We start from the raw sequence: 16,760 nt of genomic DNA, 5'->3' as shown, positions 1-16,760 counted from the left end.
TTCCTCGCAGCGAATGAACACATTCATTCGAATTCCAATGATATCGCTAGGCTATCGCCGTCCTTCCCCAGAATGCACCGTCGTCGTCGACAATCGACTACCGCCGCCTGAACAACGGCCGCGGTTCAATCACCGAGCGACCATACAACACACTCATCCCCGCCAATCCCTTGAGCGCATCTTCAGCGGACTTGTCTTCACGCACCGCAAAACTGTCAAACCCGCATTGCCGCATATGGCTGAGCTGATCGCGCAATACATCGCCAATTGCGCGTAACTCCCCCGTCCAGCCCAATCGCGTGCGCAGCAGGTACGCCTGGCTGTAGCCACGACCGTCACGGAAACTCGGAAAGTCCAGGGCAATCAACGGCAGTTGTGCCAACCACGGCTTGAGGCTTTCCACTTCATCGTCCGGCCCCAGCCACACGCCGTGGTGTTGTGGATCAGCTAGCCAACAGGCCAGCGGCACAATCAACGGACCCGCGGGCCAGCCAGCCTCGAGATCGCTGACCAGGGCCCACGGATCGTCGCCATCGATCCGCGCCACGCCCTCCTTCAGTCTTAGCAGATTGTTCATGCCGACATCTCCAGCAGCTTGGGATAAACCGCTTCCTTGTAGGGCTCCAGGCCGATGCGCTGCAAGGTGTCGACGAACAGTTCTTCGCTCTCGCGGTAACGCACGAAGGTGGCGACGATCCGCTCGATCACGTCCGGCACTTGGGCGACGCTGAAGGACGGGCCGATGACTTTACCCAACGCGCTGTGCTTGCCCTGTGCGCCACCGAGGGTGATCTGGTACCACTCGTTGCCGTTCTTATCGACCCCGAGAATGCCGATATTGCCGATGTGGTGGTGGCCGCAGGCGTTCATGCAGCCGGAGATGTTGAGGCTGATGTCACCCATGTCGTGCAGATAGTCGAGGTCTTCGAAACGGCCCTGGATCGCCTGGGCGATGGGGATGGACTTGGCGTTGGCCAGCGCGCAGAAATCACCGCCGGGGCAGGCGATGATGTCGGTCAGCAGACCGATATTGGCGCTGCCCAGCCCCTGCTCGCAGGCCAGTTGCCAGAGCGCGAACAGCTTCGACTTCGGGACATCCGGCAGGACGATGTTCTGTTCATGGGCAATGCGGATTTCACCAAAACCGAATTGCTCGGACCAGGCGGCGACCGCGTCCATCTGTTCACCGGTGACGTCACCCGGCGGCGAAGCGCTGCCCGGTTTGGTCGACAGCACCACGCTGGCGTAGCCCGGCACCTTGTGCGGCTGGACGTTGCGCGCCACCCAACGGGCGAAGAGCGGGTTCTCGGCCAGGCGGGTGCCGAAGTCGAGATCAGTATCGGACAGTGAACGGTAATCGGGTGCCACAAAGGCACTGGCGACGCGCTCGTATTCGACCTCGGTCAATTGCGCCGGACCGTCCTTGAGGTACTGCCACTCCTCCTCCACTTCCCTGGCAAAGGCTTCGATGCCCAGTGCCTTGACCAGAATCTTGATCCGCGCCTTGTACTTGTTGTCGCGCCGTCCGTGGCGGTTGTAGACCCGCAACACCGCTTCGACATACGACAGCAAATGCTGCCACGGCAAGCCTTCGCGAATCTGCAGGCCGAGGATCGGCGTACGTCCCAAACCACCGCCGACGATCACCCGCAGCAGCATTTGCCCGTCAGCACCGGGATAAAGGTAGAGGCCGATGTCATGCATCATGATCGCCGCGCGGTCCTGCTCCGCCGAGCAGATGGCGATCTTGAACTTGCGTGGCAGGAACAGGAATTCCGGATTGATGGTCGACCATTGCCGCAGGATTTCCGCCAGCGGCCGCGGGTCGATCAACTCGTCGGCAGCGACCCCGGCGAAGGCTTCGGTGGTGATGTTGCGCACACAGTTGCCCGAAGTCTGGATCGCGTGCATCTGCACCTGTGCCAGGCGTTCCAGGATGTCCGGGACCTGGGCCAGTTCGATCCAGTTGAATTGCATGTTCTGCCGGGTGGTGAAATGGCCATAACCGCGATCGTAGTCCCGGGCAATGCTGGCCAGCGTGCGCATCTGTTGCGCGCTCAAGGTGCCATAGGGAATCGCCACGCGCAGCATATAGGCGTGCTTTTGCATATAAAGGCCGTTCTGCAGGCGCAACGGCAGAAATTCCTCTTCGCTCAACTCGCCGGCCATGAAGCGTTCGACCTGATCGCGAAACTGCGCGACCCGCTCGAAGACCAGCGCCCGGTCATAGTCGTCGTACTGATACATGTGGCTACCTCATCAGGATTGATCGGGCTCTGCGGCTCGTTTTCGAGGTAGTGACTATGGACCTGCGGCGCAGCGCGTTACAGACTCACCTGAATGCTAAAAAACCGTATCAGCACGCGGCAGATAGCAGCGGACTGGCCCCCGTATCTGATCCGTATAAATGATTTTTTCCTGAGCCTGTTTTGTTTCCTCCACGGTTTCTACAGTGCATGACCTGCCAGACCGGGTGGCCTGGCACTACTTTGCAACCGTGGAAGCATTGACCATGAGTACAGCAACAATCAGACAGGCCTATAACTACAAGGTCGTGCGCCAATTCGTCGTGGCGACCATTGTCTGGGGCGTCGTGGGGATGGCGATGGGCGTGTGGATCGCCTCGCAGCTGGTGTGGCCCGAGATGAATCTCGACCTGCCATGGACCACCTTCGGCCGCTTGCGCCCGCTGCACACCAGTCTGGTGATTTTCGGCTTCGCCGGCAGCGCGCAATTTGCCGCCAGTTACTACGCGGTGCAACGCACCTGCCAGGTACGACTCTATTCGGACAGGCTCGCCGCCTTCACCTTTTGGGGCTGGCAGTCGGTGATCGTGGTGATGTTGGTCACGTTACCGCTGGGCTACACGACCACCAAGGAATACGCCGAGATCGAGTTCTCCGGCGCGGTGTGGATGACCGTTGTGTGGGTCGCTTACGCGATCGTGTTCTTCACCACTGTGGTACAGCGCAAGACCAGACATATCTATGTCGGCAACTGGTTCTTCGGTGCGTTCATCGTGGTGATCGCGATGCTGCACGTGGTCAATCACCTGGCGATTCCGGTGGACTGGTTCAAGTCCTACCCGGTGTACTCCGGGGCCACCGACGCCATGGTCCAGTGGTGGTACGGCCACAACGCCGTGGGTTTCTTTTTGACCACGGGCTTTCTCGGGATGATGTATTACTTCGTGCCGAAACAGGTCGGGCGGCCGGTGTATTCCTATCGGTTGTCGATCGTGCATTTCTGGGCGCTGATCACCCTGTACATCTGGGCCGGCCCGCACCATTTGCACTACACCGCATTGCCGGACTGGGCGCAGTCGCTGGGCATGGCAATGTCGCTGATCCTGCTGGCACCGAGTTGGGGCGGGATGATCAACGGCATGATGACGTTGTCCGGGGCCTGGCATAAGTTGCGCACCGATCCGATTTTGCGCTTCCTGGTGCTGTCCCTGGCGTTCTATGGCATGTCGACCTTCGAAGGGCCGATGATGGCGATTAAGACCGTCAACGCCCTCTCGCACTACACCGACTGGACCATCGGCCACGTCCACGCCGGCGCCCTCGGCTGGGTGGCGATGATCACCTTCGGCTCGCTGTACCACATGATCCCGAAAGTCTTCGGCCGCGAGCAGATGTTCAGCACCCCATTGATCAACCTGCACTTCTGGCTGGCGACCATCGGCACCGTGCTCTACATCGCCTCGATGTGGGTCAACGGCATCACCCAGGGCCTGATGTGGCGCGCGATCAACGACGACGGCACGCTGACCTACTCCTTCGTCGAAGCCCTGCAGGCCAGCCATCCGGGGTTTGTCGTGCGCTTTGCCGGCGGCGTTTTCTTTCTCAGCGGGATGTTGCTGATGGCCTACAACACCTGGCGCACGGTGCGGGTGGCGGATGTGGCGATGGCCGAGCGTGAAGCGCAAATTGCCTGAGGTTTGAGATGATCGAGGTTTTGCTGAATACAGTGGGTGTGGTGGCGCTTTGGCTGGCGGTTGAATACTGCCTGAAGCACCAGACGGCGCAGAGCCTGGAGGATGCGAGCCTGATTCCGTTTGCCGATGACCCGGAGGTGGCGCGGCGGGTGGAGTTGGCGACCGGGAAGAGGGTGAAGGCCGTGGCGCCGCATGAGATAAAACCGGGCTGGGGCAACCTCGACCTCTGATGCGCCACCCATCCAACCTGTAGGAGCGAAGCTTGCTCGCGAAAGCGGTGGGTCAGGCAACATCAATATTGAATGTGCCACCGCCTTCGCGAGCAGGCTCGCTCCCACAGGGATAGGGTGTCAGGCCAGAGGTTCAGCCGCGTTCGCGGGGAATCAGGCTCTGCAGCTGCTGCGCCAGAAAGTTCGCATCGAAGGCAAAGGTGTCCGGATCTTTCAGGCCATTGGTCTTGCGCCACTGCCAGCTGTTCGAGGGCGGCAGGCACACCAGGGAAATGCTGCCATACCGCGCGGCGGTCAAGCCCATCACTGCCAACGAAATCTGTCCGCCGGTGCCCATCACATCCGGCACGAACTCCACCGGTTTGCCGGCAATCACGATGCTCAGCTTTTCCGTCTTGAAGGTCGAGGTCTCGAGCGGAACGCTCGGGCCCGAGGCAACATAGGCCTCACGGCCCACTTCCAGCAGGTTCGGCGCCTTGACCGGTTCCAGCCACTGCTGAATCTGATCGAACAGCTCCCCAATGCGCGTCGCCCACACGGTCGATTGCGACTCAAACAGTTGTTTCTTGTGCGCTTCGCTTTCTGCGTAGTGGCGAAGCATCTCACCCAGTTGCTGTACGTCGTCCATCGCGGTGTTCCTTTGGTTGAAGCAGTACTGCGGACATTGAGCATGGCAGATGCGCGCCGGCGACGTACGAATAAAAGCGTGAGCGGTAGTGGCGGCGGCGTGGCGTGCTCGACACCACCGAGCTGCATGCGCAGGCGGCGGTGGCGTTTGCTTTAGGGGAGTGATTCAGCTGGCCTTGGGCGGGCAACGCAGGCGCGCCATGCTCAAGGTATCGACCCAGACGCCGTCACGCACGGCGTAGTCGCGAAACAGACCTTCGGTTTCGAAGCCGAATTTGCTATACAGCCCGATGGCGGCTTCGTTGTCGGCGTACACCGAAAGCTCGAGCCTGTGCAGGTTCATCCAGTTGTCGGCGGTATCCAGCGCCGCCGCCAGCAACGTCGAGCCGACGCCTTTGCCTTGCCATGCCACCGCAACACACATGCTAAGGTTGTCGGCATGGCTGCGCCGGATCCGCGAATACTGCTCCAGACCGATGTTGCCGATGACCATTCCCTGATGCAGCGCCACCAGCTGCAAATGTCGTTCGTTGCCCGGATCCAGGCTTTTGCGCCAGACTTCGGTGGACTGAAACGGCATTTGCAGCACCTGCCGGGTAATGGCCGGGTCGTTGTAGAGCGCGGTGATGCCGTCGATGTGGGATTCGTTGAAGCGTTCGAGGGTGATGACAGCGTCATTGGCGCTCATGGGTGATTCATCCTTGATACAGACATGGCCGTCTACTCTATAACGCATTCTTGCGGTATGGCGAGACCCATGCAGGAGCAAGCTTGCTCCGGGCGGCGTTCCGAAGATGGACGTCAACGATAACGCACGGCATCTGACAGCACGCGCCGCCCCTGCGTTTTTCGCGAGCAAGCTCGCTCCTACAGCTTCAAGCGCGTTCAGCCTTCGAACCACTCCCGCCGCTCTTCGAAGGTGTTGTGAATTAACTCGACGATCATCCGCACGCCCGCCTCGTCCCGGGAATCGGCGTTGACCGCCATCCACACCTGGCGCTGCATCGGCTGGCTGAACACCCCCGGCAACGCCACCAACCCGCGGTCGAACCGGCTCATATAGTGCGGCAGCAGGCCAATGCACGCGCTGCAACGGATCATCTCCAGCATCAGTTCATGGGAATGCAACTGCACCACCCCCGCCAGACGCTGATCGACCACGTCGTTCCATGGCCGGAAACTCTCGACCTGACGATCGTGCTGCCATTGCACCAGCATGAAATCGGCCAGATCATCGAGGCTTTCCGGGCGAGCCGCAACCCGCGAATAGCGTTTGGCAATGTGCGGCAGGTAGTCCAGGCGTGCCAGCCTGCGGGGTTCGCTGGTGGCAAAACTCGGGCCAGGCAGCGGCGACTCGGTGCCGGCCAGCCACACCACCACATCGGCGCTGATGGCTTGCAGGGACAGTTCGCTGTCCAGGGAGATGATATCCAGGCGCACACTGGCGTTGCGTCGCAACAGCGAGACCAGGTCGCGACCGAGTATGTCGTGCAGGATGGTTTCGCTGACAGCCAGGCGTATCAACGGCTGCTCAATCACTGGCAACTCGCGTTCATGGGCCAGTGCGATCAACTGCGCCTGCAGCTGCAACCCGTCACGGCTGAGGGTAAAACCATTGTCGCCGGGGGTGAACAGCGAACACTGCAGTTGCGTTTCAAGCTGCGCCAATTGCTTGCGCAGCCGGGTCGCCTTGATGTTGAGGCTGCGGGCCGCCTGCATGAAACAGCCGCACCGCGCACTGACCCGGAACGACTGCGCCAGCTCCGGATCGATTGCCGCCGCCAGGGTGCGCCAGGACGCGGATTTTTCTACCGGCGCGCGATACCCGGCACTACTTTGACGGCCAGAAGTTTCCATAAATGCCATCAATGACTCCTTGTCGATCCGTTTCTCATGCCTCTCATCCTGAGCACCCTTCATGAATCTGGTGTGACAGTTGGCTCAGTCGCTGGGGGTTTGGCGAAAGCTCACCGCCAGCCGGTTCCAGCTGTTGATGGTGGTTACGGCGATGGTCAAATCAACCATTTCGCTTTCGCTGAACTGCTCCCGGGCCTGGGCGTAGACGTCGTCCGGCACATGGCTTTCGGAGAGCAAGGTCACCGCTTCGGTCCAGGCCAGCGCCGCGCGCTCGCGGGCGTTGAAAAAGCCGCTGTCGCGCCAGACCACGATCGAGTACAGCCGGCGGTCAGTCTCGCCGAGGCGCCGGGCATCCACCGAGTGCATATCGGTACAGAAGGCGCAGCCATTGAGTTGCGAGGCGCGGATCTTGATCAGGTGCAGCAAGGCCGGCTCGATGCTGAGGTTGCTGGTCAAGGCCTCCATGGCAATCATGGCTTTCATCGCCTTGGGTGAGGCGCTGTAGTAATCCAGGCGGGTGTTCATGGCGTGTCTCGTGGATCGATGGATTCACTTCACGTTAGGCGTTGATGCGCAGACGTTACAGAGCCAATTCTACGAAATACCCGTGGACCAGTCGGGCACCAGACCAATCGGAGGTTTTTCGCCTGCGCAACTTCTGCGCAGCCACTCATGCGGGTAATCTGGCGCGACGCACACGCGCCTCAACCGCCCCAGGAGCCTCGCCGGTATGGAACTTCATGTTGTCATCAACGGCCGCAAGGACCTGGCGGGCCAGTTGTACCAGCAACTGCGCAGCGCCATCGAATCCGGCCGCCTGGCAGCCGGGACGCAGCTTCCGCCCAGCCGGTTACTGGCCGAACAGCTGGGCATCTCGCGCAAGACCATTTCCGACACCTATGCCCAGCTGACCTATGAAAACTTCCTGACGGGGGTGATCGGCAAAGGCACCTACGTCAACGCCCGGGCCGCGAAAATCACCCGTAAACAGAGCCATTCAGAGCTAGCCAGTTTTGAGGTCATCGAGACCTGGCGCAACCTGCCAGTATTTTTGCGCCACCCGACCCTGGAAGGTTCGTTACGCTACGACTTCATCGGCGGCGCCACCAGCAAGGGCCAGTTTCCCCAGGATGACTGGCGGCGCTGCACTTCCCACGCCTTGCGCCAGATCGCCGGCTCAAAAGGTCTCTACAGCCTGCCCGAAGGCCTGCCGGCGTTGCGCAATGCGATTGCCCGGCACATCGCGTTTTCCCGCGGGGTCAACTGCCACGATGAGGACGTGGTGGTGTGCAACGGTGCGCAACAGGCGCTGGACCTGATTTCCCGGGTGTTGACCCGCCCGGGCAGCCTGGTGGCCATGGAAGACCCCGGGTACCCACCGGCGCGCTTGTTGTTCGGCACCCACGGTGCCACCGTGGTCGGGGTGCCGGTGGATGGCGAAGGCATACAGGTCGACAAAATCCCCGATGGCACCCGGATGATCTACGTCACCCCGTCCCACCAGTTTCCCCTGGGCATGCCCATGAGCCAGGAGCGTCGGGTGGCGCTACTGGAGCGGGCCTACGCCCTGGGCGCGATCATCATCGAGGACGATTACGACAGCGAATTCCGCTACGAAGGCCGGCCCACCGACTCCTTGCAGAGCATGGATGAGCGCGGGATCGTCGCTTATGTCGGCACCTTCTCCAAAACCCTGCTGCCGGAGTTGCGGCTGGGTTATGCGATCCTGCCGCCGGCCATTCTCGAAGCGGTGATCCGCGCCAAGCAACTCACCGACCTGCACACCTCCACCCTGCCCCAATGGGCGCTGGCCAAATTCATTGCCGAGGGTTGCCTGCTCAAGCACATTCGGCGCTGCCATACGATCTACGCCGGGCGCCGGGAACGGATCCTCGCGCGCGTGGCCGGTGACCTCGCCCCCTGGCTTGAGCCGGTGCCGACCACGGCCGGGTTCCACATGGTGGTTATATGCAAAGTGCCTATGGATATTCCATTGGTGATCGAACTGGCCAAGAAGGTCGAAGTCGGTCTTTACGCCATCGACAGCTTTTTCTACCAGCAGGCGCCACGGGCCGGGTTCTTCCTGGGTTTTGGCGCCATCGAAACCCTGGACATCGACATCGCCCTGGACCGGCTGCGGGACATCTTGCAACAAGTCGCCTGACGCATTGGTCTGGGTTTTTATCCGGTGATTGGCTATTGGTGGTCCGAAGGGCCAGGCCTATCCTGAATGGGCGTTATCTCTCAATGAGCAGGATTCGTCCGGCCTGATTCAGGAGTGTGAGTAATGTCTTACGAAGTGATCAATACCGTAAAGGTACAGGCTGCGGCCGGCCGCTCGGAAGAACTGGGCAGGCAACTGCAGAAAATTGTCGAAACCCTGCGTGAACTGCCGGGCTGCGACACCTATATGGTCGACCGCTGCCCCGAGGACGACACCCGCTGGACGGTCAGCGCCCGCTGGCAATCGGAAGCCGCCATGCAGATGCATTTCACCTGCCCTGAAGTACAAGGCTTTATCGGCCTGATCGACAGCCGCCTGGCCAACGCCGTCGACTTCAACAGTTTCCCTATCGTTTAAAGAGTTAGATCGCAGTCTTCGACCACTCCTACAGGGCAATGGGTACCCCTGCAGGAGCGGCCGGAGGCTGCGGTCTTTGGGTTTTTATTACAGGCTGATTGGTCCCCTCGCCTTCCCGAAAATTGGCTGTTTGATTGCCCCGACCAGCAAATTACTGTGGTCCCTGACGACTAACCACCGCAGGTGATAAACCATGAAAGCTTTGCGTTTCTGTGCAACCTCCCTCGCCGCCCTGGCGCTGACCCTATCAACCTCGGCATTCGCCCATGAATCCACAGACCCGTCGGAAAAAGTGACGGTGCTGCAGGACCAGATGCTGAAAAATGTGCCGGGCAAAAAGGCGATGATGATCGAGGTCGATTACAAGCCCGGTCAATCCTCCATCGCCCACAAACATGAGGGCACGGCCATGGCCTACGTGCTTTCCGGAGCCGTCACTTCCCAGGTAAAGGGTGAAAAGACAATCACCTACAAGACCGGCGAATACTGGTACGAGCCTGCTGGATCGGAACACCTGGTATCGAAAAATGCCAGCGCTACCGAGCCCGCCAAGTTGTTGGTGTTCATGGTGTTGTCGCCGGACGAAAAAGTATTGATCCCATTGAAAAACTGATAGCTGTTACCGCAACTATAAATAAACAGGCGTGAATAGCGATTTCGCGCCTGTTTATTTCCTACAGTAATTAACCACCCACTTTTAAACCAAACTAAACTATTGGCCACCCGACAAGTGCAGTTATTGGCTATTTCATTCAACAAGGACAGGTTTAGTCTGGAATCACCGCCGCCTCGCTCCGGCCAATCACACTTCCAACTTACGTTGTTTCACTGGAGAAACACCATGAAACTTGCGCTTGTCAGTACCTTGACGATCACGGCTGTCCTGACCGGCTGTTCAATACCTACGGCACCCACCGCCGTTTCGTCCCTTGACGGCCTCTTTGCGCAGCCGGTCGGGCGCAGCAGCGCCACCCATGTCGCCAGCGGTAGGGACGTTTCCCTGGGTATCGTCTACAGCCGCAACACCCAGGCCAACCGTGCCTACCTGCAGGACTACCAGGCCAACGCCGGCACCGGTTTTGGCCAGAGCTTGCTGTTGCAATCGATCCATGATGCCTATGTCGCCACCTCAAAACCCGACCTGGCGGTGGACTGGGTCAAGGCCTCCTTGCAACGTCAGTTCGGATCGGTGACGGTGTATCCGGAAATGCACAGCCTCAGGGCGGCGAAACCCGATGTTGTCGCCGTTGTCGATACCCGCAGCCAGTTGATGACGTCGCGCAGTTCCGACATCGAGGCGGATGTCCGTGCGATGTTCTATGACTCGAACTTCAACTACATCGGCACAGCACAAGGGTATGACGCCAAGGCGCTTAGTCCGCTGTGGGCGGACTATAAGCGCAGTGAAGAGATAGTTGCGGACATTAACGAACAACAGAATGTGCAAGTGCGGGCGCTGCAGAAGTTTGACCAGTCGCTCAGTAATTTATTGACTGGGCCGACAGATAAAGTGTCGATGATTGATAATAAAACGGGCGGGAAGTTGTATTGAGGCAAATGGCCCCTTCGCTGGCAAGCCAGCTCCTACAGGGGTTTGCGTCGACCGACATAAACTCCTGTAGGAGCTGGCTTGCCAGCGAAGAGGCCCGCCCAGACACCAAAAACCTCGAACAAAAAAAAGCCCCGCATCTCTCGATGCGGGGCTTTTTCATTCAACGCCTGATTCAGGCAGCCGGTTCCAGCACCTTGCTGACCGGAGCAGCGGCAGGCACTACCGCTTGCCCGCTCAACGCCAGGTCCAGCAGTTCACGGTTGGCGACCGCGTACATGGCGTAGTCCGTGCCGCTGGCGGCACGCAGTTCCACCAGCATGGCGCGCCAGCGCTCGATCATGCCTTCGTGCTGCTCCATCCACAGCTCCAGACGTGTTTCCACGTCCTGGGAGCCGTCGCCCTGCTGCAGGACCGAGATGGTGATCGCACGTTGTTGCCAGTCGACGTCATCACGGAATGCTTCACGGGCCAGGGCCTGCCAGTTGTTTTCAACCGGCAGGGCACTGATCTGTTGCAGGTACCAGGTGATGTCCAGCGCGCTGCCCACGGCAAAGTACGCCTTGGCCACGTCTGCGGCATTCTGCCCGGTCACATCCGATGCTTCGATGATCGGCAGCAAGGTGTACAGGTGAGTGGTGCCTGCAACCATGCGCGCCAGCAACTCAGGGACGCCAGCCGCGACGTAAGCCTGGTAGCGGCTCTGCCAACCTTCGCGGGTCGGACCTTCCAGCAGTTCGTCGAGCTTGAGACCCAGCGCCGCCAGATGTGGACCGAAGTGCGCGACGTCACGGGCAGCGTTCTGCTCGTTGCGACGGCTGCGCAGGAACCAGCGCGTAGCGCGACGGCCCAGGCGCATCAGTTCATCCATCAGCTCCAGTTGCACGTCAGCGGAAACCTGATAGTCCAGGGCTTCGATCTGGCGGAACCAGTGCGGGAGATGGAAGATGTCCCGCACGATCACGTACGCCCCGGCCACATTCGCCGGGCTCATGCCGGTCGACTCTTTGAGTCGTTGCACGAAGGTGATGCCCATGTGGTTCACCAGATCGTTGGCGATCTGGGTGCTGACGATTTCACGCTTCAGACGGTGGCGGCGCATGGCGGCGGAGAACTTGCTCACCAGGCTTGGCGGGAAAGCGGTTTCCATGTCGCGGGTCAGGTAGTCGTCGTCCGGCACCTGGGAGTTGAGCAGCGCTTCCTTGAGGTCGATCTTGCTGTAGGAGATCAGCACCGAGAGCTCGGCGCGGGTCAGGCCGTGGCCATCGGCGATGCGCTCGTTGATCGCCTCTTCGGCCGGCAGGAACTCGATGGCGCGATCCAGCTTGCCACGGCTTTCCAGATCGTTCATCAGGCGCTTGTATTCGGCAATCCGCACGTAGGCACGCCGGGCCGCCAGGGACAACGCCTGAGTCTGCTTGTAGTTGTTGCCAAGCACCAGGTTACCGACTTCGTCGGTCATGCTGCCCAGCAACTGGTTACGTTGCTTCTCGGTCATGTCGCCGGCATGAACCACTTCGTTCAGCAGGATCTTGATGTTCACTTCGTGGTCGGAGCAGTCCACGCCACCGGCGTTGTCGATGAAGTCGGTGTTGGAACCGCCGCCATTGAGACCGAACTCCACACGACCCAGCTGGGTCATGCCGAGGTTACCGCCCTCGCCCACGACTTTGCAGCGCAGTTCGTTGCCGTTCACGCGCAGTGCATCGTTGGCCTTGTCGCCGACATCGGCGTGGCTTTCGCTGCTGGCCTTGACGTAGGTACCGATGCCGCCGTTCCACAACAGGTCTACCGGTGCCTTGAGCAAGGCATTGAGCAGTTCGGTCGGGGTCAGCTTGTCGGCCTGGATGTCGAAGCGTTCTTTCATCTGCGGGGAAATCGCGATGCTTTTCGCGCTACGGGAGAAGATCCCGCCGCCTTCGGACATGATGCTGGTGTCGTAGTCCGACCAGGCCGAACGCGGCAGGTCGAACAGGCGCTGACGCTCGGCGAAGCTGTTGGCAGGCTCCGGGTTCGGGTCGATGAAGATATGCAGGTGGTTGAATGCGGCGACCAGTTGCAGCTTGTCGGACATCAACAGGCCATTACCGAACACGTCACCGGCCATGTCGCCGACGCCGACCACTGTGATGCTGTCTTCCTGGACATTGATGCCGCGTTCGCGGAAGTGGCGCTGTACGCCGACCCACGCGCCCTTGGCGGTGATGCCCATTTTCTTGTGGTCGTAACCGGCCGAACCACCGGAGGCAAACGCGTCACCCAGCCAGAAGCCGTAGTCGATGGCGATACCGTTGGCGATGTCGGAGAAGGTCGCAGTGCCCTTGTCCGCGGCGACGACCAGGTACGGGTCATCGTCGTCATGGCGCACGACGTTGACCGGCGGCACCAGCGCGCCGTCTTTCAGGTTGTCGGTAATGTCCAGCAAGCCCGAAATGAAGATGCGGTAGCAGGCGATGCCCTCGGCCGCGATCTCGTCACGGCTGCCGCCCAGTGGCAGGCGACGCGGCAGGAAGCCGCCCTTGGCACCCACCGGCACGATGACCGAGTTTTTCACTTGCTGGGCTTTTACCAGGCCCAGGACTTCGGTGCGGTAGTCTTCTTCACGGTCGGACCAGCGCAGGCCGCCACGAGCGACGTTGCCGAAGCGCAGGTGTACGCCTTCGACACGCGGCGAGTAAACGAAGATTTCGAACTTCGGCACCGGCTTGGGCAGTTCCGGAATCTGGTGCGGGTTGAACTTGAAGCTGAAATACGACTTGTTCTGACCACGGGCATCGGTCTGGTAGAAGTTGGTCCGCAGGGTGGCCTTGATCAGGTCCAGGTAGCGCCGCAGGATCCGGTCTTCGTTCAGCACCTGGACGTCGTCCAGAGCGGTCAGGATCGCGTGTTCCAGGCGTTGCTGCTTGTCTTCCAGGTCGTCGCTGGTGAGCTTGCGCGCCAGGTAGAAACGGGTCTTGAACAACCGGGTCAACTCGCGAGCGATGTCGGTGTGGTTGGTCAGGGTGCTGGCGATGTAGCCCAGGTCGAAGCCCAGACGGATCTGCTTCATGTAACGTGCGTAGGCACGCAGCAGCGCAACGTCGCGCCACGGCAGGCCGGCGGTCAGTACCAGGCGGTTGAAGGCATCGTTCTCGGCATCGCCACGCACAATGTGCACGAACGCATCTTGCAGCGTGTCGTTGAGCTGCTGGATATCGAGTTCCAGGCCTTCGGCAGCGGTGAAGGCGAAATCGTGAATCCAGAACTCGCGGCCACTGTTATGACGCAGGCGATACGGAAACTCGCCCAGCACGCGCAGGCCGAGGTTTTCCAGGATCGGCAAGACGTCGGACAACGCCAGCGGCGTATCGGCGTGATACAGCTTGCAGTGCAGCATGCGCTGACCGGACACCTGGGCCAGGGGCTGATAGAAGCTCATCACCAGCGGGTTTTTTTCGCTCAGGCTCAGCAGGTGCTGCATGTCGACCACGGCCGAGTGCGCGGCAAAACGCTCGCGGTAACCGGCCGGGAAGCCTTTCGGGAAGTCGGCCAGCACGTTGGTGCCACTGGCTTCACCGAAGCTTTCAATCGTCAGGCTGGCGTAGTCGTCCTGCCAGCTGCGGCAGGCTTGCACCACTTCTTTTTCCAGCAGGACCGGGTCGATGTCCAGGCGGTTCTTCGGATCGACCCGCAGAATCAGCTGCACACGGGCCAGAACGGACTCGGAGAAGAAGGTCCAGAACTCGCAATCGGAGGCTTTCAGGCGATCCATCAGCACTTGCTGGATCTTCTGCCGCACTTCGGTGGAGTAGATATCACGCGGCACGTAGGCCAGGCAGTAGCAGAAGCGGCCGTACGGGTCTTTACGCAGGAAGACGCGGATCTTGTTGCGTTCCTGGATCTGCACGATCGACATCACGGTGCTGAACAGCTCGTCGACCGGGGTCTGGAACAGGTCGTCGCGGGGCAGCACTTCCACCACCTGCGCCAGTTCCTTGCCCAGGTGAGCCTTGGCCTGGAAGCCGGAACGACGTTCGATTTCCTCGACCTTGCGGCGGATGTACGGGATGACCCGCACGCTCTCGCCATACACCGAGGAGGTGTACAGGCCCATGAAACGGCATTCCTTGATGACCTTGCCGTCGGCATCGATTTCACGGATCGACACATAGTCCGGGTAAGCCGGACGGTGCACACGGCTTGGGTGCGCGGCCTTGGCGAACGACAACAGGGTCGGTTCGCGCAGGTAGTTCACGGCGTAGTCTTCGATGCGCAGGTCATCGTAGGTCAGGCCGGTGCGCAGCAGTTTGGTCAGGCCGAGGAAGGAATTCTGGTCGTAGACGATGTGGCCGCCGTCGGCTTCATCGCGAACCACGAACTCTTCGTAGCCGAGGAAGGTGAAGTGGTTGCCCACCAGCCATTCCAGGAAGCTTTTGATTTCGGCTTTTTCTTCTGGATCAACCTTGAACTGGCTGTTGTCCAGGCCGGTCAGGATTTCCTGGACCTTGGCTTTCATCGGTTCGAAATCGGCGACCGCGACGCGGACTTCACCGAGAACCTGCTCCAGCTCTTTGCTCAGCACATTCAATTCGGCCGAGTTGGCGCAGCGGTCGATTTCCAGGTACATCAGGGATTCTTGCAGGATCCCTTCGCCCTGGGTGCCCTTGGGCAGGACTTCCAGCAACTCGCCCTTGCTGCCGCGACGCACGCTCAGCACAGTGGTTTGCAAGGTGTGGATGCTGTAGCCGCGGCGGTTCAGCTCGGTACGCACCGAGTCGACCAAAAACGGCAGGTCATGGTGCAGCACTTCGACCGCGGTGTGGGTCGACTGCCAGCCGTGGCGTTCGTAATCAGGGTTGTAGACGCGCACTTGCGGCTGCGCGTGATCGAAGCGCTCAAGCAGGCGCCACGCGGAAAGGGTGCAGCCGGCGAGGTCGGACAACCGACGCTGGGTCAGCTCGTCCAGGGAAATGATGCCGAAGAATTGTTCAGCGAACAGCGCCACTTGTGGCAGTGCCTGTTCACTGATGTGCTGCGCCAGTGCCGCTTGCAGTTGGTGCTGGAAGTCGGCTTTGCTGGCTGCGGTGAAGAACGCCATCTGTGGTACTCCGCTTGGGCTTGTTATTGATGGAAGCGTCGCGTGCAACACCCCTTTCGGGGTGATCCGTCACCCTGCTCCTGATTCTCGGGCAGAGGAAACAGGGGGACAGGTGGGTGAAGCTGGACGAGACACTCAGGTCACATTCACCTTCCATGAATGGGCATCTGCAAAAACGACTCTGCGATCAACTGCACAATGTCTTTACAGGTATCCATTCGATGCGCAGCTTAACCAGTGCGGCAAGGCCCGTGCTTGCGGCGCTGCGACATATTCGGTCATCGGTACGCAGTGCATGGCCGATGCCTCGAACAACACTAGCAGGCGCACAGGAAACCGGGCGTTATATGCCCGGATTTACGGCGCTCGCGTACTAAAAATGACCAGCAACACTCCAGATGACCACGACACAGACTCTGACACTCAGCCGAGCAGAAATTCCCGCGGGCTGGCAGAATTGGTTTTTTTGCGTTCACAACGCTCGCCGAGCCAGGATTATCCCATGCAAATGACCACCCCCCTCTTGATCGTCAACCCGTGCGACGACGAAGAAGACAACATGGCCATGCTCTGCTGCCATAGCGAACAGGGCGAAATGTTCCTGATGACCCGCTACCCGGACGAGGACGAACTGGAAATCACTCTGGATGGCGAGCCTTCGACCCTGGATGGGGTGAAAGTCACCTTGAGCCCTACCCGCCTGCTGATCGAAATCGCGGCAGCGGATGCCGATGCGTTGAATGGGGATGATTCGCTGGAGATCATCCACAGCACCGATGCGGGGGATTTGGCGGAGGTGGAAGAAACCTTGCAGAACATTCTTAAAGGCACCGGCACATATATTAGCGACCTCTGATTTCAGGCGCCTGTGCCGGCCTCATCGCGAGCAAGCTCGCTCC

At 60.1% G+C, this 16,760-nt stretch carries 14 protein-coding genes; 7 read left to right on the top strand and 7 right to left on the bottom strand.

What is annotated here, in order from left to right:
- Nucleotides 1-97 precede the first annotated feature (97 nt).
- On the bottom strand, nt 98-577 hold the full coding sequence (locus ACA041_RS14630) for a DUF934 domain-containing protein (protein WP_497441760.1): 480 nt from the start codon (nt 575-577) through the stop codon (nt 98-100).
- Entirely contained in the window at nt 574-2,247 is a 1,674-nt protein-coding gene (gene nirA, locus ACA041_RS14625) for a nitrite reductase NirA (RefSeq protein ID WP_497441759.1), read from the bottom strand. Before nirA ends, ACA041_RS14630 begins: the two co-directional genes overlap by 4 nt.
- Before the next feature lie 265 nt (nt 2,248-2,512).
- Here nirA and ccoN point away from each other — a divergent pair, with 265 nt between their 5' ends.
- Together ccoN and ACA041_RS14615 are read left to right on the top strand one after the other, a co-directional pair.
- Complete coding sequence (ccoN, locus tag ACA041_RS14620) at nt 2,513-3,940, top strand: cytochrome-c oxidase, cbb3-type subunit I (RefSeq protein ID WP_497441758.1); 1,428 nt, start codon at nt 2,513-2,515, stop codon at nt 3,938-3,940.
- Nucleotides 3,941-3,948: 8 nt separating this feature from the next.
- A complete protein-coding gene (locus tag ACA041_RS14615; RefSeq protein ID WP_497441757.1) occupies nt 3,949-4,170 on the top strand; it encodes a cbb3-type cytochrome c oxidase subunit 3 in 222 nt (73 codons plus the stop codon).
- Nucleotides 4,171-4,303: 133 nt separating this feature from the next.
- Here ACA041_RS14615 and ACA041_RS14610 read toward each other — a convergent pair whose 3' ends face one another.
- The 4 genes from ACA041_RS14610 to ACA041_RS14595 all read right to left on the bottom strand — a co-directional run bounded on the left by ACA041_RS14610 (nt 4,304) and on the right by ACA041_RS14595 (nt 7,179).
- Nucleotides 4,304-4,798 (bottom strand): hypothetical protein, encoded by a 495-nt coding sequence (locus tag ACA041_RS14610; protein ID WP_497441756.1) that lies wholly within the window; start codon nt 4,796-4,798, stop codon nt 4,304-4,306.
- Between the two features lie 165 nt (nt 4,799-4,963).
- Complete coding sequence (locus ACA041_RS14605; RefSeq protein ID WP_497441755.1) at nt 4,964-5,485, bottom strand: GNAT family N-acetyltransferase; 522 nt, start codon at nt 5,483-5,485, stop codon at nt 4,964-4,966.
- A 197-nt stretch (nt 5,486-5,682) separates the two neighbouring features.
- A complete protein-coding gene (locus ACA041_RS14600; protein ID WP_497441754.1) occupies nt 5,683-6,663 on the bottom strand; it encodes a LysR substrate-binding domain-containing protein in 981 nt (326 codons plus the stop codon).
- 75 nt (nt 6,664-6,738) lie between these two features.
- The gene (locus ACA041_RS14595) at nt 6,739-7,179 is read right to left on the bottom strand and encodes a carboxymuconolactone decarboxylase family protein (protein WP_497441753.1); all 441 of its coding nucleotides are present in this window, start codon (nt 7,177-7,179) and stop codon (nt 6,739-6,741) included.
- A 205-nt stretch (nt 7,180-7,384) separates the two neighbouring features.
- On the opposite strand from ACA041_RS14595, the gene pdxR reads away from it, so the two are divergent.
- The 4 genes from pdxR (at nt 7,385) to ACA041_RS14575 (ending at nt 10,787) form a co-directional block, all read left to right on the top strand.
- On the top strand, nt 7,385-8,818 hold the full coding sequence (gene pdxR / locus ACA041_RS14590) for a MocR-like pyridoxine biosynthesis transcription factor PdxR (protein WP_497441752.1): 1,434 nt from the start codon (nt 7,385-7,387) through the stop codon (nt 8,816-8,818).
- 123 nt (nt 8,819-8,941) lie between these two features.
- Entirely contained in the window at nt 8,942-9,235 is a 294-nt protein-coding gene (locus tag ACA041_RS14585; RefSeq protein ID WP_497441751.1) for an antibiotic biosynthesis monooxygenase family protein, read from the top strand.
- 193 nt (nt 9,236-9,428) lie between these two features.
- Nucleotides 9,429-9,848 carry a cupin domain-containing protein gene (locus ACA041_RS14580; RefSeq protein WP_497441750.1) on the top strand — a complete coding sequence of 140 codons (420 nt, stop codon included), beginning with the start codon at nt 9,429-9,431 and terminating at the stop codon, nt 9,846-9,848.
- Nucleotides 9,849-10,076: 228 nt separating this feature from the next.
- On the top strand, nt 10,077-10,787 hold the full coding sequence (locus tag ACA041_RS14575; protein ID WP_497441749.1) for an ATPase: 711 nt from the start codon (nt 10,077-10,079) through the stop codon (nt 10,785-10,787).
- A gap of 172 nt (nt 10,788-10,959) precedes the next feature.
- Here ACA041_RS14575 and ACA041_RS14570 read toward each other — a convergent pair whose 3' ends face one another.
- Nucleotides 10,960-15,861, bottom strand: coding sequence for an NAD-glutamate dehydrogenase (locus tag ACA041_RS14570; protein ID WP_497441748.1), 4,902 nt, complete (start codon nt 15,859-15,861; stop codon nt 10,960-10,962).
- A gap of 502 nt (nt 15,862-16,363) precedes the next feature.
- Here ACA041_RS14570 and ACA041_RS14565 point away from each other — a divergent pair.
- Nucleotides 16,364-16,717: a hypothetical protein gene (locus tag ACA041_RS14565; protein WP_497441747.1), complete on the top strand. Its 354-nt coding sequence runs from the start codon at nt 16,364-16,366 to the stop codon at nt 16,715-16,717.
- The last annotated feature ends 43 nt before the right edge of the window (nt 16,718-16,760 follow it).

The organism is Pseudomonas sp. LBUM1676, assembly GCF_059695605.1.
Note: the sequence above shows the minus strand (reverse complement) of the source record. Positions and strands in the feature narration are given on the sequence as shown.

Excerpts from the sequence above, each read along its gene's own strand:
- ACA041_RS14630 (WP_497441760.1), bottom strand. The coding sequence starts at position 577 with ATGAACAATCTGCTAAGACTGAAGGAGGGCGTGGCGCGGATCGATGGC.
- nirA (WP_497441759.1), bottom strand. The coding sequence starts at position 2,247 with ATGTATCAGTACGACGACTATGACCGGGCGCTGGTCTTCGAGCGGGTC.
- ccoN (WP_497441758.1), top strand. The coding sequence starts at position 2,513 with ATGAGTACAGCAACAATCAGACAGGCCTATAACTACAAGGTCGTGCGC.
- ACA041_RS14615 (WP_497441757.1), top strand. The coding sequence starts at position 3,949 with ATGATCGAGGTTTTGCTGAATACAGTGGGTGTGGTGGCGCTTTGGCTG.
- ACA041_RS14610 (WP_497441756.1), bottom strand. The coding sequence starts at position 4,798 with ATGGACGACGTACAGCAACTGGGTGAGATGCTTCGCCACTACGCAGAA.
- ACA041_RS14605 (WP_497441755.1), bottom strand. The coding sequence starts at position 5,485 with ATGAGCGCCAATGACGCTGTCATCACCCTCGAACGCTTCAACGAATCC.
- ACA041_RS14600 (WP_497441754.1), bottom strand. The coding sequence starts at position 6,663 with ATGGCATTTATGGAAACTTCTGGCCGTCAAAGTAGTGCCGGGTATCGC.
- ACA041_RS14595 (WP_497441753.1), bottom strand. The coding sequence starts at position 7,179 with ATGAACACCCGCCTGGATTACTACAGCGCCTCACCCAAGGCGATGAAA.
- pdxR (WP_497441752.1), top strand. The coding sequence starts at position 7,385 with ATGGAACTTCATGTTGTCATCAACGGCCGCAAGGACCTGGCGGGCCAG.
- ACA041_RS14585 (WP_497441751.1), top strand. The coding sequence starts at position 8,942 with ATGTCTTACGAAGTGATCAATACCGTAAAGGTACAGGCTGCGGCCGGC.
- ACA041_RS14580 (WP_497441750.1), top strand. The coding sequence starts at position 9,429 with ATGAAAGCTTTGCGTTTCTGTGCAACCTCCCTCGCCGCCCTGGCGCTG.
- ACA041_RS14575 (WP_497441749.1), top strand. The coding sequence starts at position 10,077 with ATGAAACTTGCGCTTGTCAGTACCTTGACGATCACGGCTGTCCTGACC.
- ACA041_RS14570 (WP_497441748.1), bottom strand. The coding sequence starts at position 15,861 with ATGGCGTTCTTCACCGCAGCCAGCAAAGCCGACTTCCAGCACCAACTG.
- ACA041_RS14565 (WP_497441747.1), top strand. The coding sequence starts at position 16,364 with ATGCAAATGACCACCCCCCTCTTGATCGTCAACCCGTGCGACGACGAA.